Genomic DNA, 25,730 nt, shown 5'->3' on the forward strand with positions numbered 1-25,730 from the left:
AACCGAAATGGAGGGTTACTGGGTGAGTGCTGAAGTACAAGAGAAAAAACACGAACTTGAAGGCATTGTAACGGATTATAAATATGGCTTCAAAACAGAATATAAAAATTTAAAAGATACAGGAAAAGGAATTTCAGAAGACGTTGTTCGAGAAATCTCAGCTATCAAAGGTGAACCTGAATGGATGTTAGAGTATCGCTTAAAAGCTTATGCACATTTTGCGAAAACACCAATGCCAGAATGGGGACCAGATTTATCAGAAATTAATTTCGATGATTATACGTATTATATTAAACCGTCTGAAAAGACAGAAAATAGTTGGGAAGACGTTCCAGATGAAATTAAAGATACGTTTGATAAATTAGGGATTCCAGAAGCAGAAGCTAAGTTCTTATCTGGGGTTTCAACACAATATGAATCAGAGGTTGTTTACCATAATAACCAAAAAGAACTTGAAGAAGCAGGAGTTATCTTCATGGATACAGATTCAGCATTACGTGAATATCCAGATTTATTTAAAGAATACTTTGGAAAAGTTATTCCTTATGCAGATAATAAATTTGCCGCATTAAATAGTGCCGTTTGGTCAGGTGGATCATTCATTTATGTTCCAAAAGGCGTAAAAATTGAGAAACCATTACAATCTTATTTCCGTATTAATACTGAAAGTATGGGACAATTTGAACGTACATTAATCATTGTTGATGAAGGGGCAGATATTCATTACGTTGAAGGATGTACGGCACCAACTTACTCAGCTGATTCATTACACTCTGCAGTTGTTGAAATTTATATTCGTAAGGGTGGACGTTGTCGTTACTCAACGATTCAAAACTGGTCAAATAATATCTTAAACTTAGTAACGAAACGTGCAGTATGTGAAGATTATGCTCATATGGAATGGATTGATGGAAATATCGGTTCAAAAATTACGATGAAGTATCCTGCGTGTGTCTTAAAAGGTGAAGGTGCAAAAGGAACAACAATTTCAATTGCATTTGCTGGAGAAGGACAAATTCAAGATGCGGGTGCCAAAATGATTCACTTAGCACCAAATACATCTTCAACAATTATTTCAAAATCATTATCACGTGGTGGAGGAAATGTAACATATCGTGGAATTGTAGAACATGGCAAAAAGGCTAAAGGTGCCAAGTCTCATGTTGAATGCGATACAATTATCTTAGATGATATTTCAAAATCAGATACAATTCCATATAACATTGTTAAAAATGATGATGTAACGATTCAACATGAAGCAACAGTTTCAAAAGTTTCAGAAGAGCAATTATTCTATTTAATGAGCCGTGGATTAACTGAAGAACAAGCAACAGAAATGATTGTTATGGGATTCATTGAACCGTTCGCAAAAGAGTTACCAATGGAATATGCGGTTGAGTTAAACCAATTATTAAGACTTGAAATGAATGGATCAATCGGCTAATCAACGATTAGCTGTTTAAATTTTAATTAAATCATTCTTTAAAAAGACTAAGTCCATATTAAGACTTAGTCTTTTTACTTTATTTGTTAACTAATAAAATTGTATTAAAGTGTCGAAAAATGAGACACTATTAACGAAAGGAGTGATTCACATGTGTGTAAAAAACGTTGGACGCATGGACGCCTATGTTCGAATTAGTGCCGGATTAATGATGGTTAGTTTAGGAATTATGAAGCATAAAGGATGGATGGCTGCACTTGGTAGTATGAAAGTTGCAGAGGGAATCACCCGTTATTGCCCCGTTTTAGATGCGCTTAATCTATCAACACTAAGTGATGAGGAATTATTAGACGAAGCACTTGGTAGTTGTGTAATTGACATCGAAGAAGATGATGACGATGAATTTGAAGAGTTAGAACATCAATGCGGTTGTCATCATGAAGATTAAAATAAATAATGGGTGCATATATTAATTATATTTAAATACTAAAAGTCACTATAAAATTTTATAGTGACTTTTTTAATTAACTTATAACAAGTGATTAGTTTTTTATTTCATTCAAGAGAGGGGCTGTTTAAGTATTCATCTTATATTAATGGTTTGAAGAAATAATAAAATGTTAATTGTATTGAAGGACGATTAAAAACGTGAAATATTTAATCATTGAAGGTGGCGTCAAAAATCCATCAGCCATGAATGAAATTATTTTTGAAGAATATATTTAATATGTTCAAAAGGGAATGAGTCTAGACTTAATCTTAATGTCTACATTAAAAGCAGATATAAATGGCTAATTATTCATTATGATTGAAATGGTAGAAAAATATTTAACTACCGAATCATTTAAAGTTGCGGGGATACAAGCGTATAGAGGAATTGAGTTTGCATCCCCACATTATTTTAATCAATCATTGATGGAATGATTTAATTGTTAATTTTGAAGAAAGTTTCCATTATTGAGTTAAAGATATTAATAAAAAACTGAGAAAGGAGAACTGCTTTGTCGTCGCTTACTCAGTTTTTTAGTTTGATTAGAATAGCTTCTATTATCGGTACACGTTTTATAATGGAAAATCATCAACTTCTAAGTCGCGATTTGGGTTAGTATTCGGTTCAGAGATTTCTTTTAAAGCAATTTCAGCACGCCCATCAGTTAGTTGATGAACTGCTAAATCACCAAGTGAAATCATTCCAACTAATTTATGGTTATTGTCGACAACTGGTAGGCGACGAACTTGTTTATTGGCCATTAAAGAGATTGCTTCCCCAACTTCAGCTGTTTCTATAATTGTATGAACAGGATGGGTCATTACATCTTCCACTTTTGTATTCATAGGAAGAATGTCTGCAAACACACGAACAACAATGTCACGATCAGTTACAATCCCAATAACTTGTGATGATTCATCAATGACCGGAAGTGATCCAATATCATATTTTTTCATTAACCTTGAAGCATTTAAAACCGTTTCATTAGGTGCTAGTGCTTCGATGCCATCTGTCATAAATTGTTTTACTTTCATAAACAGCACTCCTTGTATACAAATTTCATTTCTAGTTTGTACAATCGATAGATCCTTATGCTTGAAATTGTTTAAAATATCAAAGGACGCTATTTATTAACATTTTTTATCACTTACTCTAGGCTTTTTGCATAGGTTATAGAGAGGTGATAAGTTGTGTTACATGTAAATAAAATTAACATTGAAGGTTATGATTTCTTAACTTATGAGGTAGAGTTACCTAAAACGACATTATTTATTGTGTCTTATGAAAAAGTAGGATACATTATGTGTGCAGCGCTAGATATTGATTTCTTTAATAACACTGAAAAATTACGAGCTCGAAAAATTATTGCAGGACGTGCAGAGGGAGTTCGTAGTATTGAACAGCTTTTAGAAGCTCCATTAGCTAAAGTAACAGTGGCATGTGAGGAACTAGGGATTAAACCAGGTATGATTGGAAAAGATGCCTTAGTATTGATGGCAAAAAGTTTAGAAAAGTGAGAATATTAAAAGATTATCTCTTTCATGAGATAATCTTTTTTTATGAAATTAATAAAAGTAAGAAAAAGTATAGATATGTCTGTTATCTTTCAAAATTAGACAAATGAATCATCCATTCTTCGTTATAATAACAATAAAGTGATTGGGCTATGAGTTGAAAAAGTGTAATGCTTTACAGTAACAACAGTTCTTTTGAATCAGATAATGTAGATTATAATTAAAAGGACTAGGTCTAGACTATCACTGTTGTTTACTAAGGGGGAAATGTGAATGTTTGAATTTGAATTAGTACAAGAGAATCGCCAATTATTTAAGAATGAGATTAAAAAGAATTTAGTAAAAAAAATGAAGCCGTATTGTCAATTTACTGAGATTGATCGATATCTTTTTAGTGAAGGAACACATAAACAACTTTATAAGAAATTTGGTGCTCATGTCGTTCAGAATGAGAATGGAGATTTAGGAACTTATTTTTGTGTGTATGCACCACATGCAAAAGCTGTATCCGTTGTTGGTGATTTTAATAATTGGAATGGAACTCATCATGAAATGATTGGAGATCATGGAATCTGGTCGCTATATATTCCAAAGTTAAAATCTGGTGAAACATATAAATATGAAATTACAACTTCATGGGGGGCAAAAATTCTTAAAGCTGATCCATATGCTTTCTATGCTGAGCATCATCCACATACTGCATCAGTTGTTTATGATATTGAAGATTTTGAATGGACAGATGAGGCTTGGGTGGAAGCACGTAAACAATCTAATATCTTCGAACAGCCACTTAACATTTATGAATTACATTTAGGATCATGGCGCCGAGGTGAAGATTTAGTTGAGGCGGAGAATTTCCATAGTTATGCAGAAATTGTTGACGATTTAATTGAGTATGTACTTGAACATAGTTATACGCATATTGAGCTAATGCCACTTTATGAGCATCCATTCGATGGATCATGGGGATATCAAGCAACTGGTTATTATGCAGCAAGTAGCCGTTATGGTGAACCGAAAGATTTAATGATGTTTATTAACCGTTGTCACGAAGCAGGAATTGGTGTGATTATGGATTGGGTTCCAGGTCATTTTTGTCGTGATGCACATGGGTTATATCAATTTGATGGTGAACCTGTTTATGAATATCCATTTCCAGATGCTGCAATTTCTGAATGGGGAACAGCGAATTTTGATTTAGCAAAAGGTGAAGTCCGAAGCTTTTTAATTTCAAATGCATTATTTTGGATGAAATATTATCATGTCGATGGTTTTCGTGTCGATGCTGTTGCTAACATGATTTATTGGGGCGGAAATAAAGATCGAGGTGAGAATCATGGAGCCATCGAGTTTTTAAAACGATTAAATACAGCACTCTTTGCTGAAGATGATAAATTATTAATGATTGCTGAAGATTCAACAAGTTATCCATTAGTAACAGCTCCGGTATCAGTAGGAGGGTTAGGATTTAGTTATAAATGGAACATGGGATGGATGAATGACACATTAGATTACATTGAGTTAGATAATATATATCGCCCATATCATCATAATTACATCACCTTTTCGATGGCCTATGCTTATAGTGAGAATTTCATTTTACCATTTTCACATGATGAAGTTGTACACGGTAAAAAGTCATTAGTAGATAAAGCACCAGGAGACTATTGGCAAAAAATGGCTCAGTTTAGATTATTGTGCACATATCAAATGACCTTACCTGGGAAAAAACTTAATTTCATGGCCAATGAGATTGCGCAGTTCCATGAGTGGAAAGATAAAGAACAAGTTGATTGGCATTTATTAAAATATCCTGCGCATGATGCATCGAATCGTTATATTAAAGATTTAAATAAAACATATTTAAATGATGCAGCATTCTGGGAATTAGATCACTCATTTGAAGGATTTGAGTGGATTGATGTTAATAATAATGAGCAAAGTATGTTCTCATATATTCGTAAAGCAAAAAATCCAGATGATTTTGTAGTCGTTGTATTAAACTTTAAACCTGTGGCATATCATCAATATCGAGTAGGTGTTCCAATGGAAGGGGAATATGTAGAGATTTTAAATAGTGACCGTGATTATTATCATGGATCAAATCAATATAATGGGTTACCTTTAAGCTCACAAGAAGGAGTCACTCATGGAAAGCCTTATTTTGTTGAAATGACTATTCCACCTTTTGGAGCGGTTATCTTAAAATATCAAGCCAAACCTTTAAAAGAAGACGTTTTATTAGATGAAAAAGAGGATGTTGAAAGTGTATTAGAGGAAGATGTTATAAACATTAACATCGATTAGTTTGAAGAATTAGAGGGGGGATGAGGGATGGCTGTTAACGTTGTTGCTATGATATTAGCGGGAGGAAAAGGAACTCGCTTAAAAGAATTAACCATTCATCGTCCCAAACCTGCTGTTTCATTTGCAGGAAAGTATCGCTTAATTGATTTTGTATTAAGTAATTGTACGAATTCAGGGATTGATCAAGTAGGGGTTTTAACACAGTACGAACCATTAGAGTTAAATAGTTATATTGGAGAAGGTAGTTCATGGGATTTAGATGTACATGGGGCCTCTGTCTCGGTGATGGGGCCTTATACCTCTCGTGATTACGGCTTTTTATGGCAAGGTGGAACAGCAGAAGCAGTTATTTTAAATCTGCCATTTGTTGAGCAGTATAATCCGGACTATTTATTAGTGTTATCTGCTGATCATATTTATAAGATGGATTATCGAAAATTAATCGATTATCATATTGAGAAAAATTCTGAATTAACGATTTCAGCCATTCGTGTACCAGAAGAAGATACAAATAGATTTGGTATGTTAAAGGTGGATGATCAAAATCATGTGATTGACTTTGAAGAAAAGCCAAAGCAAACGGATAGCCGCTTAGCTTCTATGGGAGTATATGTGTTTAGCTGGCAAAGATTTAAAGAAGATATCGTTCATAAATACTATAAGCACCTTTATGATGGAGTTGATTTTGCTCAAGATGTAATTCCCCATTTTATTGAAACTGATTGTGCAGTGTATGCTTACGAGTATGAGGGGTATTGGCGCGATGTTGGAACAGTTGAAGGTTATTGGAAAGCACATATGGATTTATTAGATCCTGATAATGACTTAAATTTACACGATTATAGTTGGCCTATTTTTTCCAAAACCCCAAATTTACCTCCACATCATATTTTAAAAGGTGCAAAGGTTCGTAATGCTTGGTTAAATGAAGGAAGTATGATTTTTGGTGAAATATATGACTCGATTATTGGGCATCATTGCGTGGTTCAGGAACGTTCGATTGTCGAAAAGAGTGTTATTTTAACAAAGGCTTATATTGACCATGATTGCCATATTAGTTATGCCATTATTGGCGATGACGTTATTATTCCAGCTCATACTGATATTCAAGGGGATGAAAATCATATTATATTAGTGACTAATGATAATTTGGAAGAAATTCTTGAGAATCAAGGTAGGGGGGATGAATAATGAAGAATAAGGCTTTATGTGTGATTGATGGAACGAATACGTCACAATCACTACAAAACTTATTAAATCAACGCTGTGTCGCAGCTTTACCCTTCGCTGGTCGTTATCGTTTAGTTGATTTTGCATTATCGAATGCTGTGCATTCTGGAATTACAAATGTCTCTATTTTTCCAGATGGTGATTATCACTCATTAAGTGATCATATTCGTTCGGGAAAATTTTGGGGGTTAGATCGTAAGGTTGATGGTCTTTTCTTGTTACCGCCTAAAAAAGAGGTGAGTGCGATTGCGAATACATTGACTTTTGCGAGGATGAGAGAATATATTGAATATTTTCTACGTTCAAGACAGACGTATGTTGTTATGTATCATGCTAATATTATTACCACCATTCGATTTGAAGAGCTTGTTAAATCTCATATTGAATCAGGAGCTGATGTGACGCAAGTATACTATCGTAATAAACCTGTGAGTATCTTTGTTTTATCACGTGAGTATTTGATTGAGTTAATTTTAAGGCATGAAATTTCACCATATCAAACAGTAATGGATTTAGTTGAGATGAATGATGGAATTAAAATCAATCAATATCAACATACGTTATATACCCGTACAATAGATTCCATTTTATCTTACTATCGTGCGAATTTAGATATGTTACACTATGAGTACGGCTTTCAAATCTTCTTACTGGAACGTCCTGTTTTAACGAAAACGAAGGATGAATCCCCAACGTTTTATACGAAACAGGCTGATGTCAGTAATTCAATGATCGCAAATGGCTGTCATATTGAGGGGAAGGTTGAAAACTGTATTCTATTTCGTGATGTAACGATTAAGCGCGGGGCAATTGTAAGGAATTCGGTTATTTTACCGGGAACGGTGATTGGTGAAAACAGTATTGTTGAACAAGTTATTACAGATAAGCATGTTTATATTAGTGATGGCGCAAGGTTAAGCGGACAAGAGTATACACCTGTTGTGATTGGAAAAGGACAGCGTGTTATCGGAAATAAAGGGATTAATGTCGTTCAAATTTCAACGGAATGCGTTCCTTTCTATAAAACAGGAGGCTTGGCTGACGTAACATCCGAATTAACGCAGGAGTTAATTAATCAAGGATTAAATGTTGATGTGATTCTCCCGCTGCTTAATTCCTTAGCTGAACGTTATCAAGAAAATTTAAGTCATGAATTCCGTTCTGTTGCGGTGATTAATCAGTTAGAAGTGCCATATGATGTGTACCGCTATTCAAAGGATGGGATTAATTATTACTTCATCTCCTGTGGAGAGTTAACGTGTGAGAAGCTATATGGCTATAGTGATGATTGTCGACGCTATGAATTATATTGTTATTTAACCCTCGATTTTATTGAAAAATGTGGATTGAAATATGACGTGGTTCATTGTCATGATTGGTTGACGGGATTAGTTCCTTATTTTATGAAGTATGTGTTTATGAAGCGAAGCAATTATTTTATGTTTACGAAAACCGTCTTTACGATTCATAACATTCATTATCAAGGAATTTGTGATGTATCAGATTTAGCAATTATCTCGCAGTTTGATTCAATTCCAAATGAAGTGATGTTGTTTGAAAAGGTTAACTTCATGAAGACAGCAATTGTCATCAGTGATGAAGTTACAACAGTTTCTAAAACATACTGTAATGAAATCTGTTATCCATACTTTGCTGAAGGTTTGGATCGCTTTATTGTCGCACGTAAAGATCATCTTCATGGCATTTTAAATGGAGTTAATTATAATTATAATAATCCAGCAACGGATTTGAGTATTTATAAACGTTACTCGGCCAAAAATGTAGAGGTCAAAAAAGAAAATAAATGTCAAATGCAACGCGAGCTTGGACTCCGAGTCGATCCGAATGTACCGGTCATTGGAATGGTTTCGCGTTTGGTTGAACAAAAAGGCTTTGATTTAATTTTAAAAGTTTTTGAAGAGCTCATGCGTGAAAATGTTCAATTTGTATTGTTAGGTGATGGAGATTATAAGTACACTAGTTTCTTTAAAGCAATGGCACAAAAATATCCAACTAAAGTTTCTGTGAATATCGGTTTTTATTCCTATAATTCACAGATGATTTATGCAGGAAGTGATCTGTTTTTAATGCCATCGAGATTTGAACCATGTGGAATTAGTCAGATGATTGCCTTGAAGTATGGAACGATACCAGTTGTTCGTGAAACAGGTGGGTTAAAAGACACGATTATCCCATATAATGAATTTATTCAGTATGGAAATGGATTTGGATTTGCCCATTATAATGCGCATGATATGTTATTTACACTAAAGCGCGCGATTAATTTCTATCACATGCCAGAACATTGGAATAAGCTCGTTCAAAGCGCAATGGCACAAGATTTAAGTTGGAAAAGTTCAACAGAACAGTATATTAACCTCTATCGAAATTTAATAAACGAAGAATAAAGAACCAAAATTTCATTGGTTCTTTTTTTATAGTCTTTAATCATAAATGAGATAAAAAGGTTATTAAAAAATAAGAGATTATATGAAGGAATAATCTCATGTATCTGATTTACTCAATCTATACTTTTTTGAATAGAGGGCAATCTCTATTTGATTATTGAAAGAGTTAATAGAGACTCAATAGGGATAACGTTAAATGCTATTTCTATACATAAATAGATCAACTATTTACATGACCTCCGTGTAAGTTAAACTTTTAAAATATCAGCGATTATTATATAGAAGTAGTAGAATTTTTTGCAATTTAAAAAAGTTACAGATTTTTATAGCTCTCTACTTTTCACAACACGAATTCCATCACAAGAAAAATATACAAGATGCTATTTGCATCTTGTATTTCCTAGCTCTTTATGAAGTTTAATTCAAGCGAGTTTAAATTGGGTTAATTTAGTTGGTGAAATTTCTTCAGCGAACTCTGATTCAACTAATTTTAGGCAAGCGGTCAAACAGAGTTCTTTTGACATAAACTTATTTTTAAGCAAGTGTTCTGTTGGAGATGATGATATTTTATATTTCCAAAGAAGTTATATTAAAGTATCGGTTCAATATTTCACAGAGCAAGTCTTTTTAAATCCTTATGAAGGTGACAAAAAAACAGAAGATCAAGAAGATAATGGTTAAATCCAGAGAAAAAAATGTAAAAAATCCATTGTTTTTATCTACAAAAGGAACGCGTTACATGGGAAACAATGCTTTAATATCAATGATTATCTGCTATAATAAGCTTATGAAATGGAAAAATGTGTAACGTCGGAGGGGTGTTACATATATGGAAGGGAGATATCTTCTCATGGCTAATGTATTTGCTAATAAAGATGTATTCAAAGAAGCGTTTCAAACACGTGTGGAACAAATTTATGGAGTTAAATTCGAAGAAAGTACACCACATCAACGATATTTCACGCTTGGGACACTTGTTCGTGAGTATATCTCATCAAATTGGATTGAGACAAATGAGGCAATTGTAGAGGGGAAACACAAACAAGTCTATTATTTCTCAATGGAATTTTTGATGGGACGTTTATTAACTAATAATATTATGAACTTAGGCATTCGCTCAGTGATCGAAGCTGGGATGAATGAATTAAATATTGAATTAAATGAATTAGAACGTATTGAAGCTGATGCGGGTCTTGGTAATGGAGGACTTGGACGTTTGGCAGCTTGCTTTATGGATTCCATTGCTTCATTAGGATTACCTGGTCACGGGAATGGGCTTCGCTATCGATATGGTTTCTTTGAACAAAAAATCATTGATGGTTATCAAGTAGAGGTTCCAGATAAATGGTTACAACGTGGCTATGTTTGGGAAGTTCGTAAATCAAATGAATCAGTTGAAGTTCCATTCTATGGACAGGTGACAGTTGAGCATGTTGATGGAAGAGACGTATATAAACATGTTCCAACTGAGTATGTTCGTGCCGTACCTTATGATGTTCCTGTTGTAGGCGACATTTCAAATGGAAATAAGACGGTGAATACGTTACGTTTATGGTCATCAGAACCAACAGAAAATAAATATCCAGATCATCTTTCAGCCGTTGAATATGAAAAAGGTGTTCGTAATATCTCAGAGTTCTTGTATCCAGATGATTCAACAACGGAAGGAAAAATTTTGCGTTTAAAACAACAATATTTCTTTGTTGCAGCAGGGGTACGTTGGGCAGTTCGTCAACACAAAGAGACTTATGGAACGCTTGATAATTTCCATGAAAAAAATGTGTTACATATCAACGATACACACCCAGCGCTAATCGTTCCTGAATTAATGCGTATTTTAATTGATGAAGAAGGTTATGGTTGGGATGAAGCATGGGAGATTACGCAACATTCATGTGCTTACACGAACCACACGATTTTAGCTGAAGCGCTTGAAAAATGGCCAGTTCGTTTATTCCAACCGTTATTACCACGTATCTATATGATTACAGAAGAAATTAATCGCCGTTATTGTTTACAATTATTAGAGCGTTATCCAAATCAACCACAAAAGGTTGCAGAGTTAGCGATTATCGGTTATGATCAAGTTCGTATGGCTCACTTAGCAATTGTTGGATCATTTAGTATCAATGGGGTAGCACAATTACATACAGATATCTTGACACATATTGAAATGAAAGATTTCTATGATATGTATCCAGACCGATTCAATAATAAAACAAATGGAATTACACACCGTCGTTGGCTATTACATTGTAATCCAGAATTAACAAATATTTTAGATAAGCAAATTGGAACAGGATATCATACAAACACATTTGAACTAGCGAAGTTAGAGAAAAAAGTTAAAGATAAAGCAGTTCGAGAAGCTATTACGAAAATGAAATATGCACGTAAAAAAGCATTAGCAGAACGTATTGAACGTGAACAAGGAGTTAAATTAGATCCAAATTCTATTTTTGACATTCAAGTAAAGCGTCTTCATGCGTATAAGCGTCAGCTATTAAATGCGATGCATATCATGTATTTATATAATCGTTTAAAAGAAGATGAAGTATTTAAAGAAAACTTCCATCCACAATCATTTATCTTTGGTGCAAAAGCAGCCTCAGGGTATTATTTTGCAAAGAAAGTTATTAAGTTAATTAATTCAATTGCCGAAAAAGTAAATAACGATCCAGAGACATCTGATTTATTAAAAGTGGTCTTCGTCGAAAACTATAATGTGACGTATGCTGAGTTAATTATGCCAGCAGCTGATTTATCGGAACAAATTTCAACAGCTTCAAAAGAGGCTTCAGGAACAGGGAATATGAAGTTCATGATGAATGGGGCTATCACAATTGGAACAATGGATGGGGCGAACGTTGAAATTCATGAATTAGTTGGAGATGACAATAGCTTTATCTTTGGTTTAAGTGCGGATGAAGTAAATGACTATTATCAAAATGGTGGCTATAATCCATGGGATCTTTATAACTCAGACTCACGCATTCGTCGTGTGCTAGATCAATTAGTGAATGGATTCTTAACACCAGATACAGAAGAGTTCCGTGATATTTTTAATGCAGTGACACATAATGGAGATGAATACTTCGTATTAAAAGATTTCGATGCTTATGTTCGTGCTCAAGAAGCTGCAAATCAAACGTATAAAAATCGTAAAAAATGGACTGAAATGTCAATGATTAATATTGCACGTTCTGGTAAATTCTCATCAGATCGTACCATTCAAGAGTATGCAGATCAAATTTGGCATTTAGAAAAATTAAAGTTTTAATAAATATTAATAGAAGCAACCCTTTTGGGGGTTGCTTTTTTGATTCATTAGTATCTTTTTTTAAGGAATTTAAAAAGAGATACCCTCAAACGAGAGTATCTCTAAATAGATTTAGCCAATAATTGATTCGTATAAGTTTGATTTGGCTGCAAAGTATTTTGTTGAGACATCAGCATAAGCTTTATATGTTTCCTCAATGGTTGAGAAGTCATGATTTAATGCATTGAAGTATTGGATAGCATCACTCGGTTTTTTTGTGTAAAACATTTCTTCTGTTTTAGCTAGCTTTGAGTTTAATGCTTCAATTTGTTTATATAGAAGTGATAATTCATTTAGACGAGTTGTTTCTAATTCAATAGCTTCATCTGCTAATTTTTTTTGCTCAGCTGATAATTTTGACGTCGTATTTTCTAACTTATTGGTTAAATCCATATTTATTAAGTCTGTTAATTGTGACTGTAATAGTTGAGTATTTTGATAAGCTGTATTGAATTGTTCAAAGGTAGTTGTTACATCTGTTTCTTCTGTATAGGTTTCGCCAATTGTAATTAAGTTCTGTACAGATAATTGTAATTCATTTAAATTTTTTGCCATTGATTGAGTATTTACTTCAATATTTTGTTCAATTTTTGTATCAATATTACTTAAGGCTGTATAGGTTCTTATTTCAGGAACCTGATATGAAAAGGCAGCCGTTAATCCAATCACTAAAATAGCAAGTAAAATAACGATTGATAATACTTTTTTCATGATGGGTACCTCCTAAATTTCGTCACTATGGAAGAAGTTTCGAGTAAAGTGTTGCTCTGGATTATAAGGTAAAAATTCATAACCTAGACTTTGATAATATTCTATAACACGTGGTAAAGCTTCTAATGTTGAATTTTTTTCATGGAATAAGACAACTAAGTTGGTTGCATCTTTTCTTAGCTCTGTATAGTGTTGAACATTTTCAAAGACTTGGTTGGCATCAGTATATTTCCAATCAAGAGAATCAACGTCCCAATCCCAACATTTAAATCCTGCTTCATTTAAAGCTTTAATATGTTCAGGTTTGAAAGTGCCTCCTCCAGTTCCATAAGGTGCACGACATAATTCACTTTTGAATCCACCAGTTATTTCTTCAATTAAAGCTTGCTCTTCTTTTAATTCAGCAACAAAGTTAGCAGGTCCATTCTCACCATATAAGTGATTGTAGTTATGAGTCATTGTATGCATTCCAATGTAATGACCTGAGTCCTTCATACGTTGTAATAATTCTTTTGAGTTAGCGTTATTACTTATAGAGGTTCCTAACACAAAGAATGTTCCTTTAACATTATACTGGTCTAAAAGATCCATTATTTTTGAAGCGTTATTAGATGGCCCATCATCAAATGTTAAATAGACAAATTTAGCTTCTTGATTATGCCAGCGTTTAATTGGTGTTGTTTTTTCAAATGTTAATTGTTCAACAGGCTGTTCATTGTAAGTTAAATGTCTGCGTTGTTGCGAGAGGTTGGCAAAAAGTCCTCCTACAATGATCGCAACGATTACCAAACTAAATACGATATAAAATAATGGTGATGGTTGCTTTTTAGTTGAGTAGTAGTTTCGATTATAGTTTCCCATAAATAATCTCCCTTTCATTTAATGTATGTCTAATTGTTCATTATTTTCTAATATAATTAGATCTTCCTTCACTGGAAGGCATTTTTTAAGATAATGAATAAGCTCTTGTTTGGTTTTAAATTTAATTAATTGATATGGATAAATTGGGGCATATTTTTCTAAATAGTATAAATCAGTAGCTGTATAAAATAAAAGTCCTGATTGTTCAATATAAACTTGGTTATGACTTTTATCATATATGAAAAGATTGATTAACGATAATTGTTCAGGTGGATGAAAAGATAGTGTTCGGCTTTTCCAAGTCTTTTTAATTTCATTAATCATTTGTTGTTGATCACTGTCAGAGACTTCAATAGGAGCATAAAGGGCTGTAAAGAGTTTGAATTGATCTGAAGATAAAGTAGCATATGGATTAGTTTCTATCAGATCTAAATCAAAACTAGAGATGTTAAATATTGAATCTGATTGAAGTTTTAAATAATGATTAAATAGGCGAAAGGACAAAAGTTTAGAATCCAAATCATAATAAGGTAAGTTGTTTTCATACCAGGTATCCATCAACTCTTTAGCTGGATACTCAATTTTAGAAGTACTCATCTTTGTTTTAATGAGTTGATCTTTCTTCATCATATTATTGTAATCAGAAATAGTATTCCAAAATAGTGTTAAATCCTTTTGAGGAATCGTTTTGGGAATGAGAGTTTCTAATAGTTGTTTTGATTGTTGATCGTCAAGATTAGAGTAGGTATAGGTGTCTTTTTTTACAAGGTAACCCCCTATGAGAATAAGAGTTAATAGCCAAAAGATTATTAGTTTACGTTTCATTTAAGTTCATCTCCATCGGTAGATTGATGATGAATTCAGGATAGCCCATATATCCTGGGGCGATTTCATAACGATCAAAAGAAATAACAACTTGTCCTTGTTCATTAATATAAAATTTTTCTTCATTTTCAAGAACTTCAAAAATATTAATCTCATCAAAGAAGAGCATATTTTCATCTTCTTTCTTTTTAGATTCAATTTGTTTATAGATTTCAGTTCCTACTTTTGTTAAATAATCAGGACCAAATAATGTCCGAAGTGTGATGTGACCTCCAGTTTGTAAATCAACGTTGTAGTAGTATTGTTCTTTATCAACTGTAGAGTAAGGAATATTCTCATACTTTTTAATGATAAATGATAAATATCGATCATTATAGAACGTTGTTTGATAGTCAACCTCAACTAATAATGGTTCGATTTGAGACGGCTTGTATCCTGCTTGAATGTAAGTATCATAAAGTTCTTTAGCTAACTGTTCTGATTTAGAGACGCTGAAATCAATTTGTTTTTTTATTTCATAATTGATTCGATCTTCGAGTTCATTATTTCCTGTATTTTCAAGCACAGGGATCCTAACATAAATATTTTTCATCTCATCCATTGTTTGATAGTTTCTAAAGGTTAAGACTTTAACAATCTGAGTTAAGAGTGGAATATCTGATAAGTTGCTAGCTAACACAGGGGAGGTGTTTAAAAGAATCACAAAGACAGTAGTCATTGCAAGGGTTAGAGGAACAAGAAGTTTAAAGAAATGTCTTGTTGATCGAGGTGGAGAAGTTTCATTAACGGTTTGTTGGATGATTTCACTTAAGTTATCAGGAACTTCAATCTGGTCATATATTTTTTTCGTATTTTTAAGCTTATTCATAAGGGTTAATCTCCTTATAATTGAGTTTTAATAGTTTTAATGCTTGGTAAAGTCTTGATTTAACCGTACTTAAGTTAGTATTTGTAATAGTTGAGATTTCTTCAAGAGTCATTTCTTCATAAAACCTTAAAATGATAATTGTTTTTAGTTTATCGGGTAATTTATTGACTTCTTGGTATAAATTTAATTCATCCAAGTTGTATAAATCAGAGTGTGGAATCTGTTCAATTTCTGATGAAAAAGTGAGTAGTTGCTTATTCGTTCGAAGATAAGTCAGACTTTCATTAACGAGAATGCGATAAAACCATGTTTTAAGAAATTGAATATCTCTTAAAGATTGATATTTAGTTAAAGCTTTATAGATAGCATTTTGAACAACATCAAGGGCTGCTTGTTCTTCACGCGTATAACTATATGCAAATCGATAAAAGTGCTCTTGATTTGTTGTTACAAACGTAACAAGCTGTTCATAAATATCTTCCTTGTTATTTATTTTGAACACAACTGTGAATCTCCTTCCAACCTCATCCTGTTAATTTAGTTATCTTTAACAGTCCTCCATTTATTAGACGTATATTTGCCTAAAAAAGTTTAAATAAAATAAAAAAAATGTTCTTTTTTAGCTTATTTTATGTAATTAAAGCAAAAATAATGCTTAAAGGAGCGGTATTAATGGAAAAACGCTGTGAATTATGCGAACGTAGTGATATCAAATTAACCAAACATCATTTAATTCCAAGAGAAGAAGGTGGAACAGAAAAAGATATTGTCATGATTTGTTCAGATTGTCATCGGCAAATCCATGCTTCGTATTCAAATCAAGAGTTAGCACTTCGATTATTTTCTATTGAAGCGTTAAAAAGCGACGAAAAATTAAAAAAGTTTATTCGATTTATAAAGAAGCAACCTGTATCAAAACGGATATCTATTGCCAAGTCTAGAGATAGAAAGTGTAAATAATTGATAATTTATTAAGGGAATAAGATAGTATCTATAAGCCATTAAAAGAGCGAAGATTAAAAAGTTGAATTTCATATTTCAGTTTTTAGTCTGATGGTGTTGTAAAAAGAAGAGTTTGTTTCAAGGTTAGTATTGCAAAATATGAACTATATGTTAGGGGGATGTATCGTGGAAGTATAAATCTCATTCATTTTTTTCTAGAGTGCGGTCATTCAGTTTATAAAAGTTCTAATAGGTAAAGCAATGAAGGAGGTAGCGGTTTAGGAGCCAAGTGAGTATGGAATGTTAAGGATAAAATCTTAATTTAGATAGTTTCGTTTTAAATTGTGCTCCTAGACGAGTACATACTGGTGATGAATAGATAGATTTGAACGAGTGTATAATCACTTAACATAGGTGTTAACACCATCAGCTATAAAAAAAAGACTGCGAAGCTTTGCAGTCTTTAGTATGATAGTTGATAAATTAAGAAGCGTTCTCGATGATCACGTTTGTAGTTAGGTAAAGTGATTTCTTGTTTCAGTGTAAATGCGGTACGATGTTCAAGGAAGTATTGATATTCATCTGAAGCATAATAAAGAATTAGTTCAACTTCTCGAGGCGTATTTTCTAGTGAGATTAAAATATTCTCCACGATCTTTCTAAAAATTTGAATGGAGAATGGATTAAAGAAATAGAATTTGTTATCTGTTGGTTGAATGAGGTAGTCTTCAGCTAAACAGCAATAAAAATCAATGCAATCTTTTGGGCGACGATGTTTTTTTAGATAGTTATCTTTATTTCGCATTGCATCCTCATAAAAGGTTTCGTTTAATTCTATTCCTATGACATGCGCATGAAAATAATGTTGGATATAGAAGTTTAAACGTCCTTTTCCACACCCGTAATCAACGACATGGTCGGTTGATTTGAGCTGATATTGTTCAAATAAATAATTTAGCATCTCATAAGGGGTTGGTTCATATCTGTGATAAAGATGAGAGGTATGATATTTATCAACACCACCTGTTTCAATATTTAATAACGTTTCATAATCTTTTTCATTCATTTCATTTATCCTCGTTTATTGTGATGATTTAATTGTATGAGTTTATCCAAAAAGTTTCAAGAGAATATGTGTGGATAACTCATAAAAAGGAGAGATTTAATTGAATAAGTCTAATAATAGAGTTCAGATTAAAAGCCCTAGCTTTGAGGAGTTAGGCTATGTCAAAAAGCTTTGAGCAGATGAAGAGACGATGCGTGATGTTGGTGGGATTATTGAATTTGCACTCGAGCGTCATCAAAGTTGGTATGAACGTATGGTGAAACCAGGTGATGGCTGTAATGTCTATTGTTTGGTTTATAACGAAAATCAGAGGCCAATTGGTGAGATTAGTTTTCATTGTTATGATGAAAATGAAAAAAGTGCCTTGTTTAATATTAAGATACAAGCTCGTTATCGAGGGAGAGGATATGCTAAAGCCACAATGGATTTAATGCTTGATTATTATTTTAATGAGGTTGGTGGCGAAGTCATGATCGATGAGGTCATAAATGAACGTGGGATTCGCGTCCTTATGAGTTATGGTTTTGAAAAGGTAGATAAAACTGAAGTTGGAATATTGTTAAGATTAACAAAAGACAAGTTTAATCAAATTCAAAAGAGTGACTAAATGTTACTCTTTTTTAGGATGACATTGACGTTTGATGAATATCTTTTATATAATAGAAAGCTGTATGTCATTTTTATAAAAGTGAGGTTATCGATGAAAGATTTAAGGCAAGAGTGGTTAGGGAACACAAAAGGTGATATTTTAGCAGGAATTGTTGTGTTTATGGCGTTAATCCCAGAAGTGATGGGTTTTATGATTGTAGCAGGTGTTGACCCGATGGTTGGGGTGTATGCAACGTTTTGCATGACGATGATTACGGCTATTTTTGGAGGTCGTCCAGGGTTAATCTCAGCTGCAGCGGGAGCCATGGCATTAGTTTTAGCAAATTTAGTTCGTGATTATGGGATTGAATATATGTTTGCAGCAACTATTTTAACGGGGATTTTACAAGTTATTTTTGGATATTTAAAAATCGGGAATTTACTAAAGTTTATTCCTAAACCAGTGATGCATGGATTTGTGAATTCACTTGGAATGATGATGTTTATTTCGCAGTTAGAACATTTCCAAGGAAATTCTATCTTATTGCTACTAGGTGCAATTGGAATTGCGATTATTTATCTATTCCCTAAAGTAACAAAGAAAATTCCATCTCCAATTGTGGCAATTACAGTTGTTACAACAATTGTGCTTGCATTTAAAATAGATATTAAAACGTTAGGAGATATGGGACGATTAACAAGTGAATTACCGCAGTTCATGATCCCTAATGTGCCATTTAATTTAGAGACGTTATCAATTATTTTTCCCTATGCGATTTCGTTATCGATTGTAGGGATTGTGGAGTCATTATTAACAGCGCAGTTAATTGATGAAATCACTGAAACGTCGAGTCATAAAAATAAAGAAACAGTGGCACAAGGACTTGCTAATGTAGTGTCAGGATTCTTTGGTGGGATTGCTGGTTGTGGTATGATTGGTCAATCAATGGTGAACTTGAATTATGGTGGACGCGGGCGTTTAGCGAGTGCAGTTGCAGGATCATTAATGCTAGGCTCAATGATTTTATTTAGTCGATTTGTCATTAAAGTTCCTGTTGTTTCACTAGCGGCAGTGATGGTGGTTGTTTCATTGACCACGATTAATTGGCAATCGTTCAAGCGAATGCATAAAGTTCCATTAACCGACAATGTAGTGATGTTAACAACAGTAGGGATTGTGGTAATGACACATAACTTAGCTTATGGAGTTGTTGCAGGAACGTTATTAAGTGCTATTTTCTTAGGAATCAAAAGTTCAAAAGTACAAGTAATTAAAGTGGATCATACTTATATGGTTAGTGGACAATTATCATTTGCCTCTGCTTCCGACTTTATCGCTGCTTTTGATTATCAAGATGAAGACAAGACAATAACGATTGATTTTACAAATGCTCGTCTTTGGGATGAGTCAGCAGTTGATGCTATTGATAAAGTTATGCTTCGCTTAGACAAAAATGGTATTGAAGCAACATTAAGCGGATTAAGTCCACGCTGTAAAGCATTAGTTGATAAATGTGCACTTCATAATAAAACAGATGAATTGAAAACAGTCTCAGGACATTAAAAAGAGCGGTAAACCGCTCTTTTAATTTGTCAAAAAACATGATAATTCGATATAATAAAGCTAAATTTAGATGAAGGATGAGGCAATATGATAGGTGCAGGAGAAATTCGGGTGAAACTAAAGCATAACCCAAAACAGTTATATGAACATCAAGTAGAGGCATTAGAGGTATTAAAAGAAATAGATCAGCACGAGTCATTTAAATCGGTATTAGTGATTCCTACAGGTGGAGGAAAAACATTAACTGCTTGTTGGTGGTTATTAAATGGTGCACTGAATAATAAGAAGAAAGTTTTATGGTTAGCACATCGACAACTTTTATTAGAACAGGCAGCTAAGACTTTTGAGCTAAATGCTTATGCAGATGTGATGACTAATCGATGGGGATTTAACTATCGAATTATTTCTGGTACTCATCAGTCAACTCAAATGATTGAACGTACGGATGATTTATTAATTGTCAGTAAGGATAGCTTAGCTAAGCGTGTGAAGAGTTTAGATCGTTGGTTAAAAGGTGAAAAAGAATTGTATATCATTGTAGATGAAGCTCATCATGCGAGTGCGCCAACTTATGAGAAGATTTTAAATCATCTTCAGAGTAAAGTTCCGAATATGAAATTACTTGGGTTAACGGCGACCCCTTTCCGAAGTGATGCCCGTCATCTAAGTGAAGTGTTTCCAGATGATATTGCCTATAAAATTGATTTAACAGATTTAATTAAACGAGGGATTTTATCGCTTCCTCATTTTGAAGAATGTCAAACAGATTTAGTTTTAGAGTTAACGAAAGAAGAACAAAAAAAGTTAGAGCTTGAAGATTGGATTCCATCTGAGATTGCCATTAAAATGGCGAAGCATAAACTTAGAAATGCTATGATTGTGAGGCAATATGATTATAAAAAATATGGACAAACCATTGTTTTTGCAATTAATCGAGTCCATGCCTTAGTCTTAAAGTCATTATTTGAAAAATCAGGTGTGAAATGTGGGGTTATTATTTCCCGGGAAACTGATGATATTTTGGAAATGAAACAATTTAGTGCAGAAAATGAGGCTGTTATTACGTCTTACCAATGTGGGGAAATCAATATATTAATTAATGTCAATATTTTAACGGAAGGGGTAGACCTTCCTCAAACTCGTTCTGTTTTTTTAACCCGTCCAACGACTTCAGCAACATTAATGACGCAAATGATTGGTCGAGCTTTACGCGGAAGTAAAGCAGGTGGAACTAATGAAGCCTATATTGTCAGCTTTATTGATGATTGGCAAGATAAGATTAATTGGGTGAATGCAAAGACATTGATGAATGAACAGAAAGAGTTACGAGAAGGAGAGTTGAGTGATCGGGTCGAAAAGATTTATGAGCAGATCTCATTTGCTAAATTAGAGGAATATATTCATTTATTAGATGCAAGTATTGATACAACTCAACTCGAGTCGATTCCGTTCATTAAACGAATCCCATTAGGAATGTATGCTTTTACGCTTGTTGATCGAGGGATTGAACGGAGTCATCAAATTTTAATATACGATAGTACGAAGCGTCGCTACGATTATTTGATTGCACAGTTACCACAGTTCTTTAATTATCATCAAATTAAAGGGGAGATTACTTCCCCTCATTTATTACAAAAGTTGAGTGATATTTGTGCACGACGCTGCTTTTTAGGTGAGCTCATTCCCGCCTATGATGAACGTGATATCAAAGCCTTGCTTCAATATTTTAGTGTTCATCAAGAAGCCCCACCATTTATTCCATTTGAACAATTAGATCGTGAGCGTGTGGATTTATCGAAGGTGGCTCAAACTATTATTGACGAGCATTTGACGCGTTCAGAGCAACGTGCTTATATCGACCAGTTGTGGAATAGCCCAGAGTCTTTATTCTCTATTTATTTTCATAAAAAAGTATTTTTTATGCGACAACTAAATATTGAATTGAGAAAATTAGTGGAAGGAGAGACGCATGGAGTTAGTTAATGTCTATGATATTGCAACATTTTTATCTGTTATTGACGTTTCATATATAAGAGAACGACAAATCATTAGTGAATTATATCGGGATTTACAATATGAAGGATCTTTGAATGAGTTTATGTTAAACGTTGATGAGCAATTAGAACAATTAGACGTTCAAGTGATGAAAGAGATTGATGAATTACAATCACAAATGAAAAAAAATCTAATTAGTTGTCACTTTGAAAAAGATATGGCGCACTATTTGAAAGTTATGAAACTTAGGATGCAATATACTGAGGCTGACTATGTGAAAATCAAGCTACGCACTCTTTTAAAGCAATTAGGTTATAAGCGCCGCAGTGATAAATTAGTAGCGGAACTAAATGAGATGTTTCAACAATTAGGTTTAATGGTTTATAAAAAGGGTGGAATTTTAGGTGATTTATCTGAATTAGCATTAGATGAATTTATGACCATTCGATTAAGGAGTGAATAAGATGTTTAAAAAGCAGATTCAATCATATGTTCCGATGAATGAGCAAGAAGTACAGGATCAAAAAGTGATATTAAATTATATCAAATTATTCGAGCATAATATTTTAACAAGAGAAAATGCATTTGCACATCTAACAAGTTCAGGATTTATTTTAAATGAGGCAAGAGACAAAGTTTTAATGATTTATCATAATTTATATAATAGTTGGGCTTGGACAGGTGGGCATGCTGATGGTGAGGCAGATTTATTAGCAGTGGCAATAAAAGAAGCGAAAGAGGAAACAGGGGTTGTAAATATTCGTCCATTAAGTGCAGAAATCATGTCATTAGATATTTTACCGGTTTGGGGTCATATGAAGAAAGGGAAATACGTGAGTTCTCATCAACATTTAAATGTTTCTTATTTATTAGTTGGAAGTGAGGAAGATGTATTACGTATTAAAGAAGATGAGAATAGTAACGTCGGTTGGATTCCAATTAATGAAATTGAAACATACTGTCAGGAACCACAAATGATCCCTATTTATCAAAAGTTACTACAACGTGCAACAGTTCTATAAAACAGTTGTAAAATATAAACAAAAAGTCTTAGAAAACATGTTTTTCTGAGACTTTTTTTATTTATGTAAAGGGTTAGTTTTGTTTTCAAAAATGTTCTTTTTGTGTTCTATGTAAAAATAATGGTGAAAATGTTGATTTTTGTATAGAATTTGGATATAATGCTTTCGTAAGTAAAAAGGACTGAAATTATCCAAATTTAGGGATAAGATTTTAGTGGAAAAATTCAATGGCCATATTGAATAGGAGGGCATGAAAGTGAAAAAATTAGCAGCATCATGTGCAGTATTATTTGGACTATCATCAATGGTAGCTTGTTCAAATGGAAATGAAAATCAAAAAGAACAAGAAAACAAAGATTTAGTGACTTCAATTGAAAATCCAGTTGAAATCGAATTCTGGCATGCTATGTCAGGACCAAACGAAGCAGCAGTTAATCAATTAGTTGAAGATTTCAATGCGACAGTTGGTCAAGAAAAAGGAATCACAGTTAAGCCTATTTATCAAGGGGCTTATAATGACTTAAAATCAAAGGTAACAGCGGCAATTAAAGCAAAAACAGCACCAGCTATTTCTCAAGCATATCCTGATTGGGTAGCAGAGTATTTACAATCTGGAGCGGTTGTTGAATTAGATAATTATATTTTCCATGAAGAAGTAGGGATTGAAAACTTTGATGATATCGCTGAAGCATATCGTAAAGAAAATAGCCAATACGAAGGGAACAAATTTTACTCTTTACCATTTAATAAATCAACAGAAGTTTTATACTACAATAAAACATTCTTTGAAGAGCACAATTTAACAGTGCCAACAACTTGGGCAGAAATGGAGGAAGTTTCTAAACAAATCACAGAAATTACTGGAAAACCTTCATTCGGATTCGATTCAGCGGAAAATGCTTTTATTACATTAGTTAAACAGTTCGGTGGAGAATATACAACATCTAAAGGTGAAGTATTATTCGGTGAATCTGATGCAGCTGTTGAAATGTTAGAAATGATTAAACGTAATACTGATGCTGGATACTGGCGTTTACCAGGTGAAGATAAATACATGTCTGGGCCATTTACAAGTGGTTTAGTTCAAATGTTTGTTGGTTCAACTTCAGGGGCTTCACATGTAATCAACGGATTAGCAGAGTCTGAGAATGCATTTGAGTGGTCAGCTGCTCCAATTCCACAACAAAGTGAAGATACTAAGGCAGTTATCCAACAAGGAACAAACGTTGTTGTTATGAAACAAGGGAATACAACAGATGAGCAAGTATATGCTGCTTATGAATTTGCAAAATTCTTAGGAACATACGATGCTAACCTTTACTGGACAATGAATACAGGATATTTACCAATTCGTCAAACAGTTGTTGACTCAGAAGAATATCAAAACTACATTGTTGAGTCAGGAGATATGACAAAAGAAGCTGGACCTGCACAATCAGACTACTACTTCTATGATGTTGTTTTCACAAATGATGACTTCACATCATACAATGTACGTACAGCTGCTGGGGTTGCAGTTGAAAATGTTGTATTAAATGGTATGGAACCAGCAAAAGCAGTAGAAGAGGCTTTAAGATCATTAAATTTAAAATAATCTTTTAATTGGGATAGTCTTGATGACTATCTCTTTTTTATTTTGATTAATACCATTTTGTTTTTTGTCGAACTTTGTTATAATATTAAAAAGTAAATAGATGAGGAGTTAGATGTTATGTTAGTGGATTTACATATGCATTCTTATTATTCAGATGGATCATTTTCTCCATGTGAAGTGGTTGAATTAGCGAAGCAAAAAGGATTGGGATTTATTTCGATTACAGATCATAATACGATTGAAGCGCACGAAGAGTTTGAGGTAGCTTGTCAACAACTTGGCATGAAATATGTACTTGGTGTTGAGTTAGATTGTGTATTTGGGGAACGATCAGTACATTTATTAGCCTATGATTTTAAAGTAAATGAAGAATTTGCTGCTATTATTAAAAATCACGTCATCAATTAGATCAAATGGGTGTTGATTTGATTAAGATTATGGAAAAAGAATATGATCATATTTCATTAGCTGATTATGAAGGTTATACATATGATCGCCGTTTAGGAGGATTTAAAGGTATTCATTATTTACATGATCGTGGATTTACTGAAAATGTGATGGATGGATTAAAAATTTATCGTGATTATGAAGTTTTTTATAGTAACTATGACTTCCCAACGGTAGAAGAAGCGATTAAACACATTCATATATGTGGAGGAAAAGCAGTTCTAGCACATCCAGGTAAGTATTATCGTAATAGTACGATGGAAGAGGTTATTACTGATTTTGAGAAGTTATTAGCAAGTGAGATTGATGGGATTGAATGTTACTATCCGATTCATAGTGAGGAATTAACGGCTTGTTGTGTGAATTTCTGTGAAGAGCATGATTTGATGATTACGGTTGGGTGTGACTGTCATGGAGAGATGAGTAAAAAAGAAAACGAGTATATCATGGGATGCATTAAAAAAGATGAAACAGAATTAAAACTTAAATTTTAATTCTAAAAAAGCGAAGTTGAACTTCGCTTTTTTAGTGTGTA

Annotated in this window: 23 protein-coding genes; 16 read left to right on the forward strand and 7 right to left on the reverse strand. The window is 33.3% G+C overall.

Features of this window, described 5'->3' with window-relative positions:
• The first annotated feature begins 22 nt into the window (after positions 1-22).
• On the forward strand, positions 23-1,444 hold the full coding sequence (gene sufB, locus AT726_RS09155; protein WP_144436964.1) for a Fe-S cluster assembly protein SufB: 1,422 nt from the start codon (positions 23-25) through the stop codon (positions 1,442-1,444).
• A 151-nt stretch (positions 1,445-1,595) separates the two neighbouring features.
• Entirely contained in the window at positions 1,596-1,892 is a 297-nt protein-coding gene (locus AT726_RS09160) for a YgaP family membrane protein (protein ID WP_055243325.1), read from the forward strand.
• A gap of 614 nt (positions 1,893-2,506) precedes the next feature.
• On the opposite strand, the gene AT726_RS09165 is transcribed toward AT726_RS09160, so the two are convergent.
• Entirely contained in the window at positions 2,507-2,968 is a 462-nt protein-coding gene (locus AT726_RS09165; RefSeq protein WP_068759443.1) for a CBS domain-containing protein, read from the reverse strand.
• Positions 2,969-3,124: 156 nt separating this feature from the next.
• On the opposite strand from AT726_RS09165, the gene AT726_RS09170 reads away from it, so the two are divergent.
• The 5 genes from AT726_RS09170 to AT726_RS09190 all read left to right on the forward strand — a co-directional run bounded on the left by AT726_RS09170 (position 3,125) and on the right by AT726_RS09190 (position 12,673).
• Positions 3,125-3,451 carry a YunC family protein gene (locus AT726_RS09170; RefSeq protein WP_068759444.1) on the forward strand — a complete coding sequence of 109 codons (327 nt, stop codon included), beginning with the start codon at positions 3,125-3,127 and terminating at the stop codon, positions 3,449-3,451.
• A gap of 345 nt (positions 3,452-3,796) precedes the next feature.
• Positions 3,797-5,755: a 1,4-alpha-glucan branching protein GlgB gene (glgB, locus tag AT726_RS09175; protein WP_068759780.1), complete on the forward strand. Its 1,959-nt coding sequence runs from the start codon at positions 3,797-3,799 to the stop codon at positions 5,753-5,755.
• 27 nt (positions 5,756-5,782) lie between these two features.
• Positions 5,783-6,946: a glucose-1-phosphate adenylyltransferase gene (locus AT726_RS09180; protein ID WP_055275601.1), complete on the forward strand. Its 1,164-nt coding sequence runs from the start codon at positions 5,783-5,785 to the stop codon at positions 6,944-6,946.
• Positions 6,946-9,393 (forward strand): glycogen/starch synthase, encoded by a 2,448-nt coding sequence (locus tag AT726_RS09185; RefSeq protein ID WP_068759445.1) that lies wholly within the window; start codon positions 6,946-6,948, stop codon positions 9,391-9,393. Before AT726_RS09180 ends, AT726_RS09185 begins: the two co-directional genes overlap by 1 nt.
• Positions 9,394-10,243: 850 nt before the next feature.
• A complete protein-coding gene (locus AT726_RS09190; RefSeq protein WP_068759781.1) occupies positions 10,244-12,673 on the forward strand; it encodes a glycogen/starch/alpha-glucan phosphorylase in 2,430 nt (809 codons plus the stop codon).
• Positions 12,674-12,784: 111 nt separating this feature from the next.
• Here AT726_RS09190 and AT726_RS09195 read toward each other — a convergent pair whose 3' ends face one another.
• The 5 genes from AT726_RS09195 to AT726_RS09215 are packed head-to-tail and all read right to left on the reverse strand — an operon-like array spanning position 12,785 to position 16,479.
• The gene (locus AT726_RS09195) at positions 12,785-13,423 is read right to left on the reverse strand and encodes a hypothetical protein (protein WP_068759446.1); all 639 of its coding nucleotides are present in this window, start codon (positions 13,421-13,423) and stop codon (positions 12,785-12,787) included.
• Positions 13,424-13,435: 12 nt separating this feature from the next.
• On the reverse strand, positions 13,436-14,284 hold the full coding sequence (locus tag AT726_RS09200) for a polysaccharide deacetylase family protein (RefSeq protein WP_068759447.1): 849 nt from the start codon (positions 14,282-14,284) through the stop codon (positions 13,436-13,438).
• A gap of 18 nt (positions 14,285-14,302) precedes the next feature.
• Complete coding sequence (locus AT726_RS09205) at positions 14,303-15,109, reverse strand: DUF4300 family protein (RefSeq protein WP_055304889.1); 807 nt, start codon at positions 15,107-15,109, stop codon at positions 14,303-14,305.
• Positions 15,099-15,977 (reverse strand): DUF3298 and DUF4163 domain-containing protein, encoded by an 879-nt coding sequence (locus AT726_RS09210; protein WP_055243316.1) that lies wholly within the window; start codon positions 15,975-15,977, stop codon positions 15,099-15,101. Before AT726_RS09210 ends, AT726_RS09205 begins: the two co-directional genes overlap by 11 nt.
• Positions 15,970-16,479 (reverse strand): RNA polymerase sigma factor, encoded by a 510-nt coding sequence (locus tag AT726_RS09215; RefSeq protein ID WP_237297064.1) that lies wholly within the window; start codon positions 16,477-16,479, stop codon positions 15,970-15,972. The genes AT726_RS09210 and AT726_RS09215 overlap by 8 nt, the downstream gene beginning before the upstream one ends.
• A 170-nt stretch (positions 16,480-16,649) precedes the next feature.
• Between AT726_RS09215 and AT726_RS09220 the strand changes: the two genes are divergently transcribed.
• Positions 16,650-16,937: an HNH endonuclease gene (locus AT726_RS09220; protein WP_055275611.1), complete on the forward strand. Its 288-nt coding sequence runs from the start codon at positions 16,650-16,652 to the stop codon at positions 16,935-16,937.
• A gap of 445 nt (positions 16,938-17,382) precedes the next feature.
• Here AT726_RS09220 and AT726_RS09225 read toward each other — a convergent pair whose 3' ends face one another.
• The gene (locus AT726_RS09225) at positions 17,383-17,985 is read right to left on the reverse strand and encodes a class I SAM-dependent methyltransferase (protein WP_055275613.1); all 603 of its coding nucleotides are present in this window, start codon (positions 17,983-17,985) and stop codon (positions 17,383-17,385) included.
• Positions 17,986-18,175: 190 nt separating this feature from the next.
• Between AT726_RS09225 and AT726_RS09230 the strand changes: the two genes are divergently transcribed.
• The 8 genes from AT726_RS09230 to AT726_RS13240 all read left to right on the forward strand — a co-directional run bounded on the left by AT726_RS09230 (position 18,176) and on the right by AT726_RS13240 (position 25,689).
• Positions 18,176-18,592, forward strand: coding sequence for a GNAT family N-acetyltransferase (locus AT726_RS09230; RefSeq protein ID WP_068759448.1), 417 nt, complete (start codon positions 18,176-18,178; stop codon positions 18,590-18,592).
• A 93-nt stretch (positions 18,593-18,685) separates the two neighbouring features.
• Positions 18,686-20,137 (forward strand): SulP family inorganic anion transporter, encoded by a 1,452-nt coding sequence (locus AT726_RS09235; protein WP_068759449.1) that lies wholly within the window; start codon positions 18,686-18,688, stop codon positions 20,135-20,137.
• Between the two features lie 87 nt (positions 20,138-20,224).
• Positions 20,225-22,120, forward strand: coding sequence for a DEAD/DEAH box helicase (locus AT726_RS09240; protein ID WP_068759450.1), 1,896 nt, complete (start codon positions 20,225-20,227; stop codon positions 22,118-22,120).
• Entirely contained in the window at positions 22,107-22,595 is a 489-nt protein-coding gene (locus AT726_RS09245; protein ID WP_055275619.1) for a hypothetical protein, read from the forward strand. Before AT726_RS09240 ends, AT726_RS09245 begins: the two co-directional genes overlap by 14 nt.
• Before the next feature lies 1 nt (position 22,596).
• Entirely contained in the window at positions 22,597-23,154 is a 558-nt protein-coding gene (locus tag AT726_RS09250) for an NUDIX hydrolase (RefSeq protein WP_055275621.1), read from the forward strand.
• A gap of 256 nt (positions 23,155-23,410) precedes the next feature.
• Positions 23,411-24,748, forward strand: a complete 1,338-nt coding sequence (locus AT726_RS09255) for an ABC transporter substrate-binding protein (RefSeq protein ID WP_055275622.1) — start codon at positions 23,411-23,413, stop codon at positions 24,746-24,748.
• 117 nt (positions 24,749-24,865) lie between these two features.
• Positions 24,866-25,156 carry a PHP domain-containing protein gene (locus AT726_RS13235; protein ID WP_237297065.1) on the forward strand — a complete coding sequence of 97 codons (291 nt, stop codon included), beginning with the start codon at positions 24,866-24,868 and terminating at the stop codon, positions 25,154-25,156.
• Positions 25,157-25,173: 17 nt separating this feature from the next.
• Entirely contained in the window at positions 25,174-25,689 is a 516-nt protein-coding gene (locus AT726_RS13240) for a hypothetical protein (RefSeq protein ID WP_237297066.1), read from the forward strand.
• Positions 25,690-25,730 lie beyond the last annotated feature (41 nt).

It is taken from the genome of Turicibacter sp. H121, from assembly GCF_001543345.1.
Taxonomy (GTDB): Bacteria; Bacillota_I; Bacilli_A; order MOL361; family Turicibacteraceae; genus Turicibacter; species Turicibacter bilis.

Excerpts from the sequence above, each read along its gene's own strand:
- AT726_RS09205 (WP_055304889.1), bottom strand. The coding sequence starts at position 15,109 with ATGAAACGTAAACTAATAATCTTTTGGCTATTAACTCTTATTCTCATA.
- AT726_RS09200 (WP_068759447.1), bottom strand. The coding sequence starts at position 14,284 with ATGGGAAACTATAATCGAAACTACTACTCAACTAAAAAGCAACCATCA.
- AT726_RS09210 (WP_055243316.1), bottom strand. The coding sequence starts at position 15,977 with ATGAATAAGCTTAAAAATACGAAAAAAATATATGACCAGATTGAAGTT.
- AT726_RS09160 (WP_055243325.1), top strand. The coding sequence starts at position 1,596 with ATGTGTGTAAAAAACGTTGGACGCATGGACGCCTATGTTCGAATTAGT.
- AT726_RS09185 (WP_068759445.1), top strand. The coding sequence starts at position 6,946 with ATGAAGAATAAGGCTTTATGTGTGATTGATGGAACGAATACGTCACAA.
- AT726_RS09240 (WP_068759450.1), top strand. The coding sequence starts at position 20,225 with ATGATAGGTGCAGGAGAAATTCGGGTGAAACTAAAGCATAACCCAAAA.
- AT726_RS09245 (WP_055275619.1), top strand. The coding sequence starts at position 22,107 with ATGGAGTTAGTTAATGTCTATGATATTGCAACATTTTTATCTGTTATT.
- AT726_RS09195 (WP_068759446.1), bottom strand. The coding sequence starts at position 13,423 with ATGAAAAAAGTATTATCAATCGTTATTTTACTTGCTATTTTAGTGATT.
- AT726_RS09235 (WP_068759449.1), top strand. The coding sequence starts at position 18,686 with ATGAAAGATTTAAGGCAAGAGTGGTTAGGGAACACAAAAGGTGATATT.
- AT726_RS09250 (WP_055275621.1), top strand. The coding sequence starts at position 22,597 with ATGTTTAAAAAGCAGATTCAATCATATGTTCCGATGAATGAGCAAGAA.
- AT726_RS09225 (WP_055275613.1), bottom strand. The coding sequence starts at position 17,985 with ATGAATGAAAAAGATTATGAAACGTTATTAAATATTGAAACAGGTGGT.
- AT726_RS13235 (WP_237297065.1), top strand. The coding sequence starts at position 24,866 with ATGTTAGTGGATTTACATATGCATTCTTATTATTCAGATGGATCATTT.
- AT726_RS09180 (WP_055275601.1), top strand. The coding sequence starts at position 5,783 with ATGGCTGTTAACGTTGTTGCTATGATATTAGCGGGAGGAAAAGGAACT.
- AT726_RS09230 (WP_068759448.1), top strand. The coding sequence starts at position 18,176 with ATGCGTGATGTTGGTGGGATTATTGAATTTGCACTCGAGCGTCATCAA.
- AT726_RS09220 (WP_055275611.1), top strand. The coding sequence starts at position 16,650 with ATGGAAAAACGCTGTGAATTATGCGAACGTAGTGATATCAAATTAACC.
- AT726_RS09190 (WP_068759781.1), top strand. The coding sequence starts at position 10,244 with ATGGCTAATGTATTTGCTAATAAAGATGTATTCAAAGAAGCGTTTCAA.
- AT726_RS09165 (WP_068759443.1), bottom strand. The coding sequence starts at position 2,968 with ATGAAAGTAAAACAATTTATGACAGATGGCATCGAAGCACTAGCACCT.
- glgB (WP_068759780.1), top strand. The coding sequence starts at position 3,797 with ATGAAGCCGTATTGTCAATTTACTGAGATTGATCGATATCTTTTTAGT.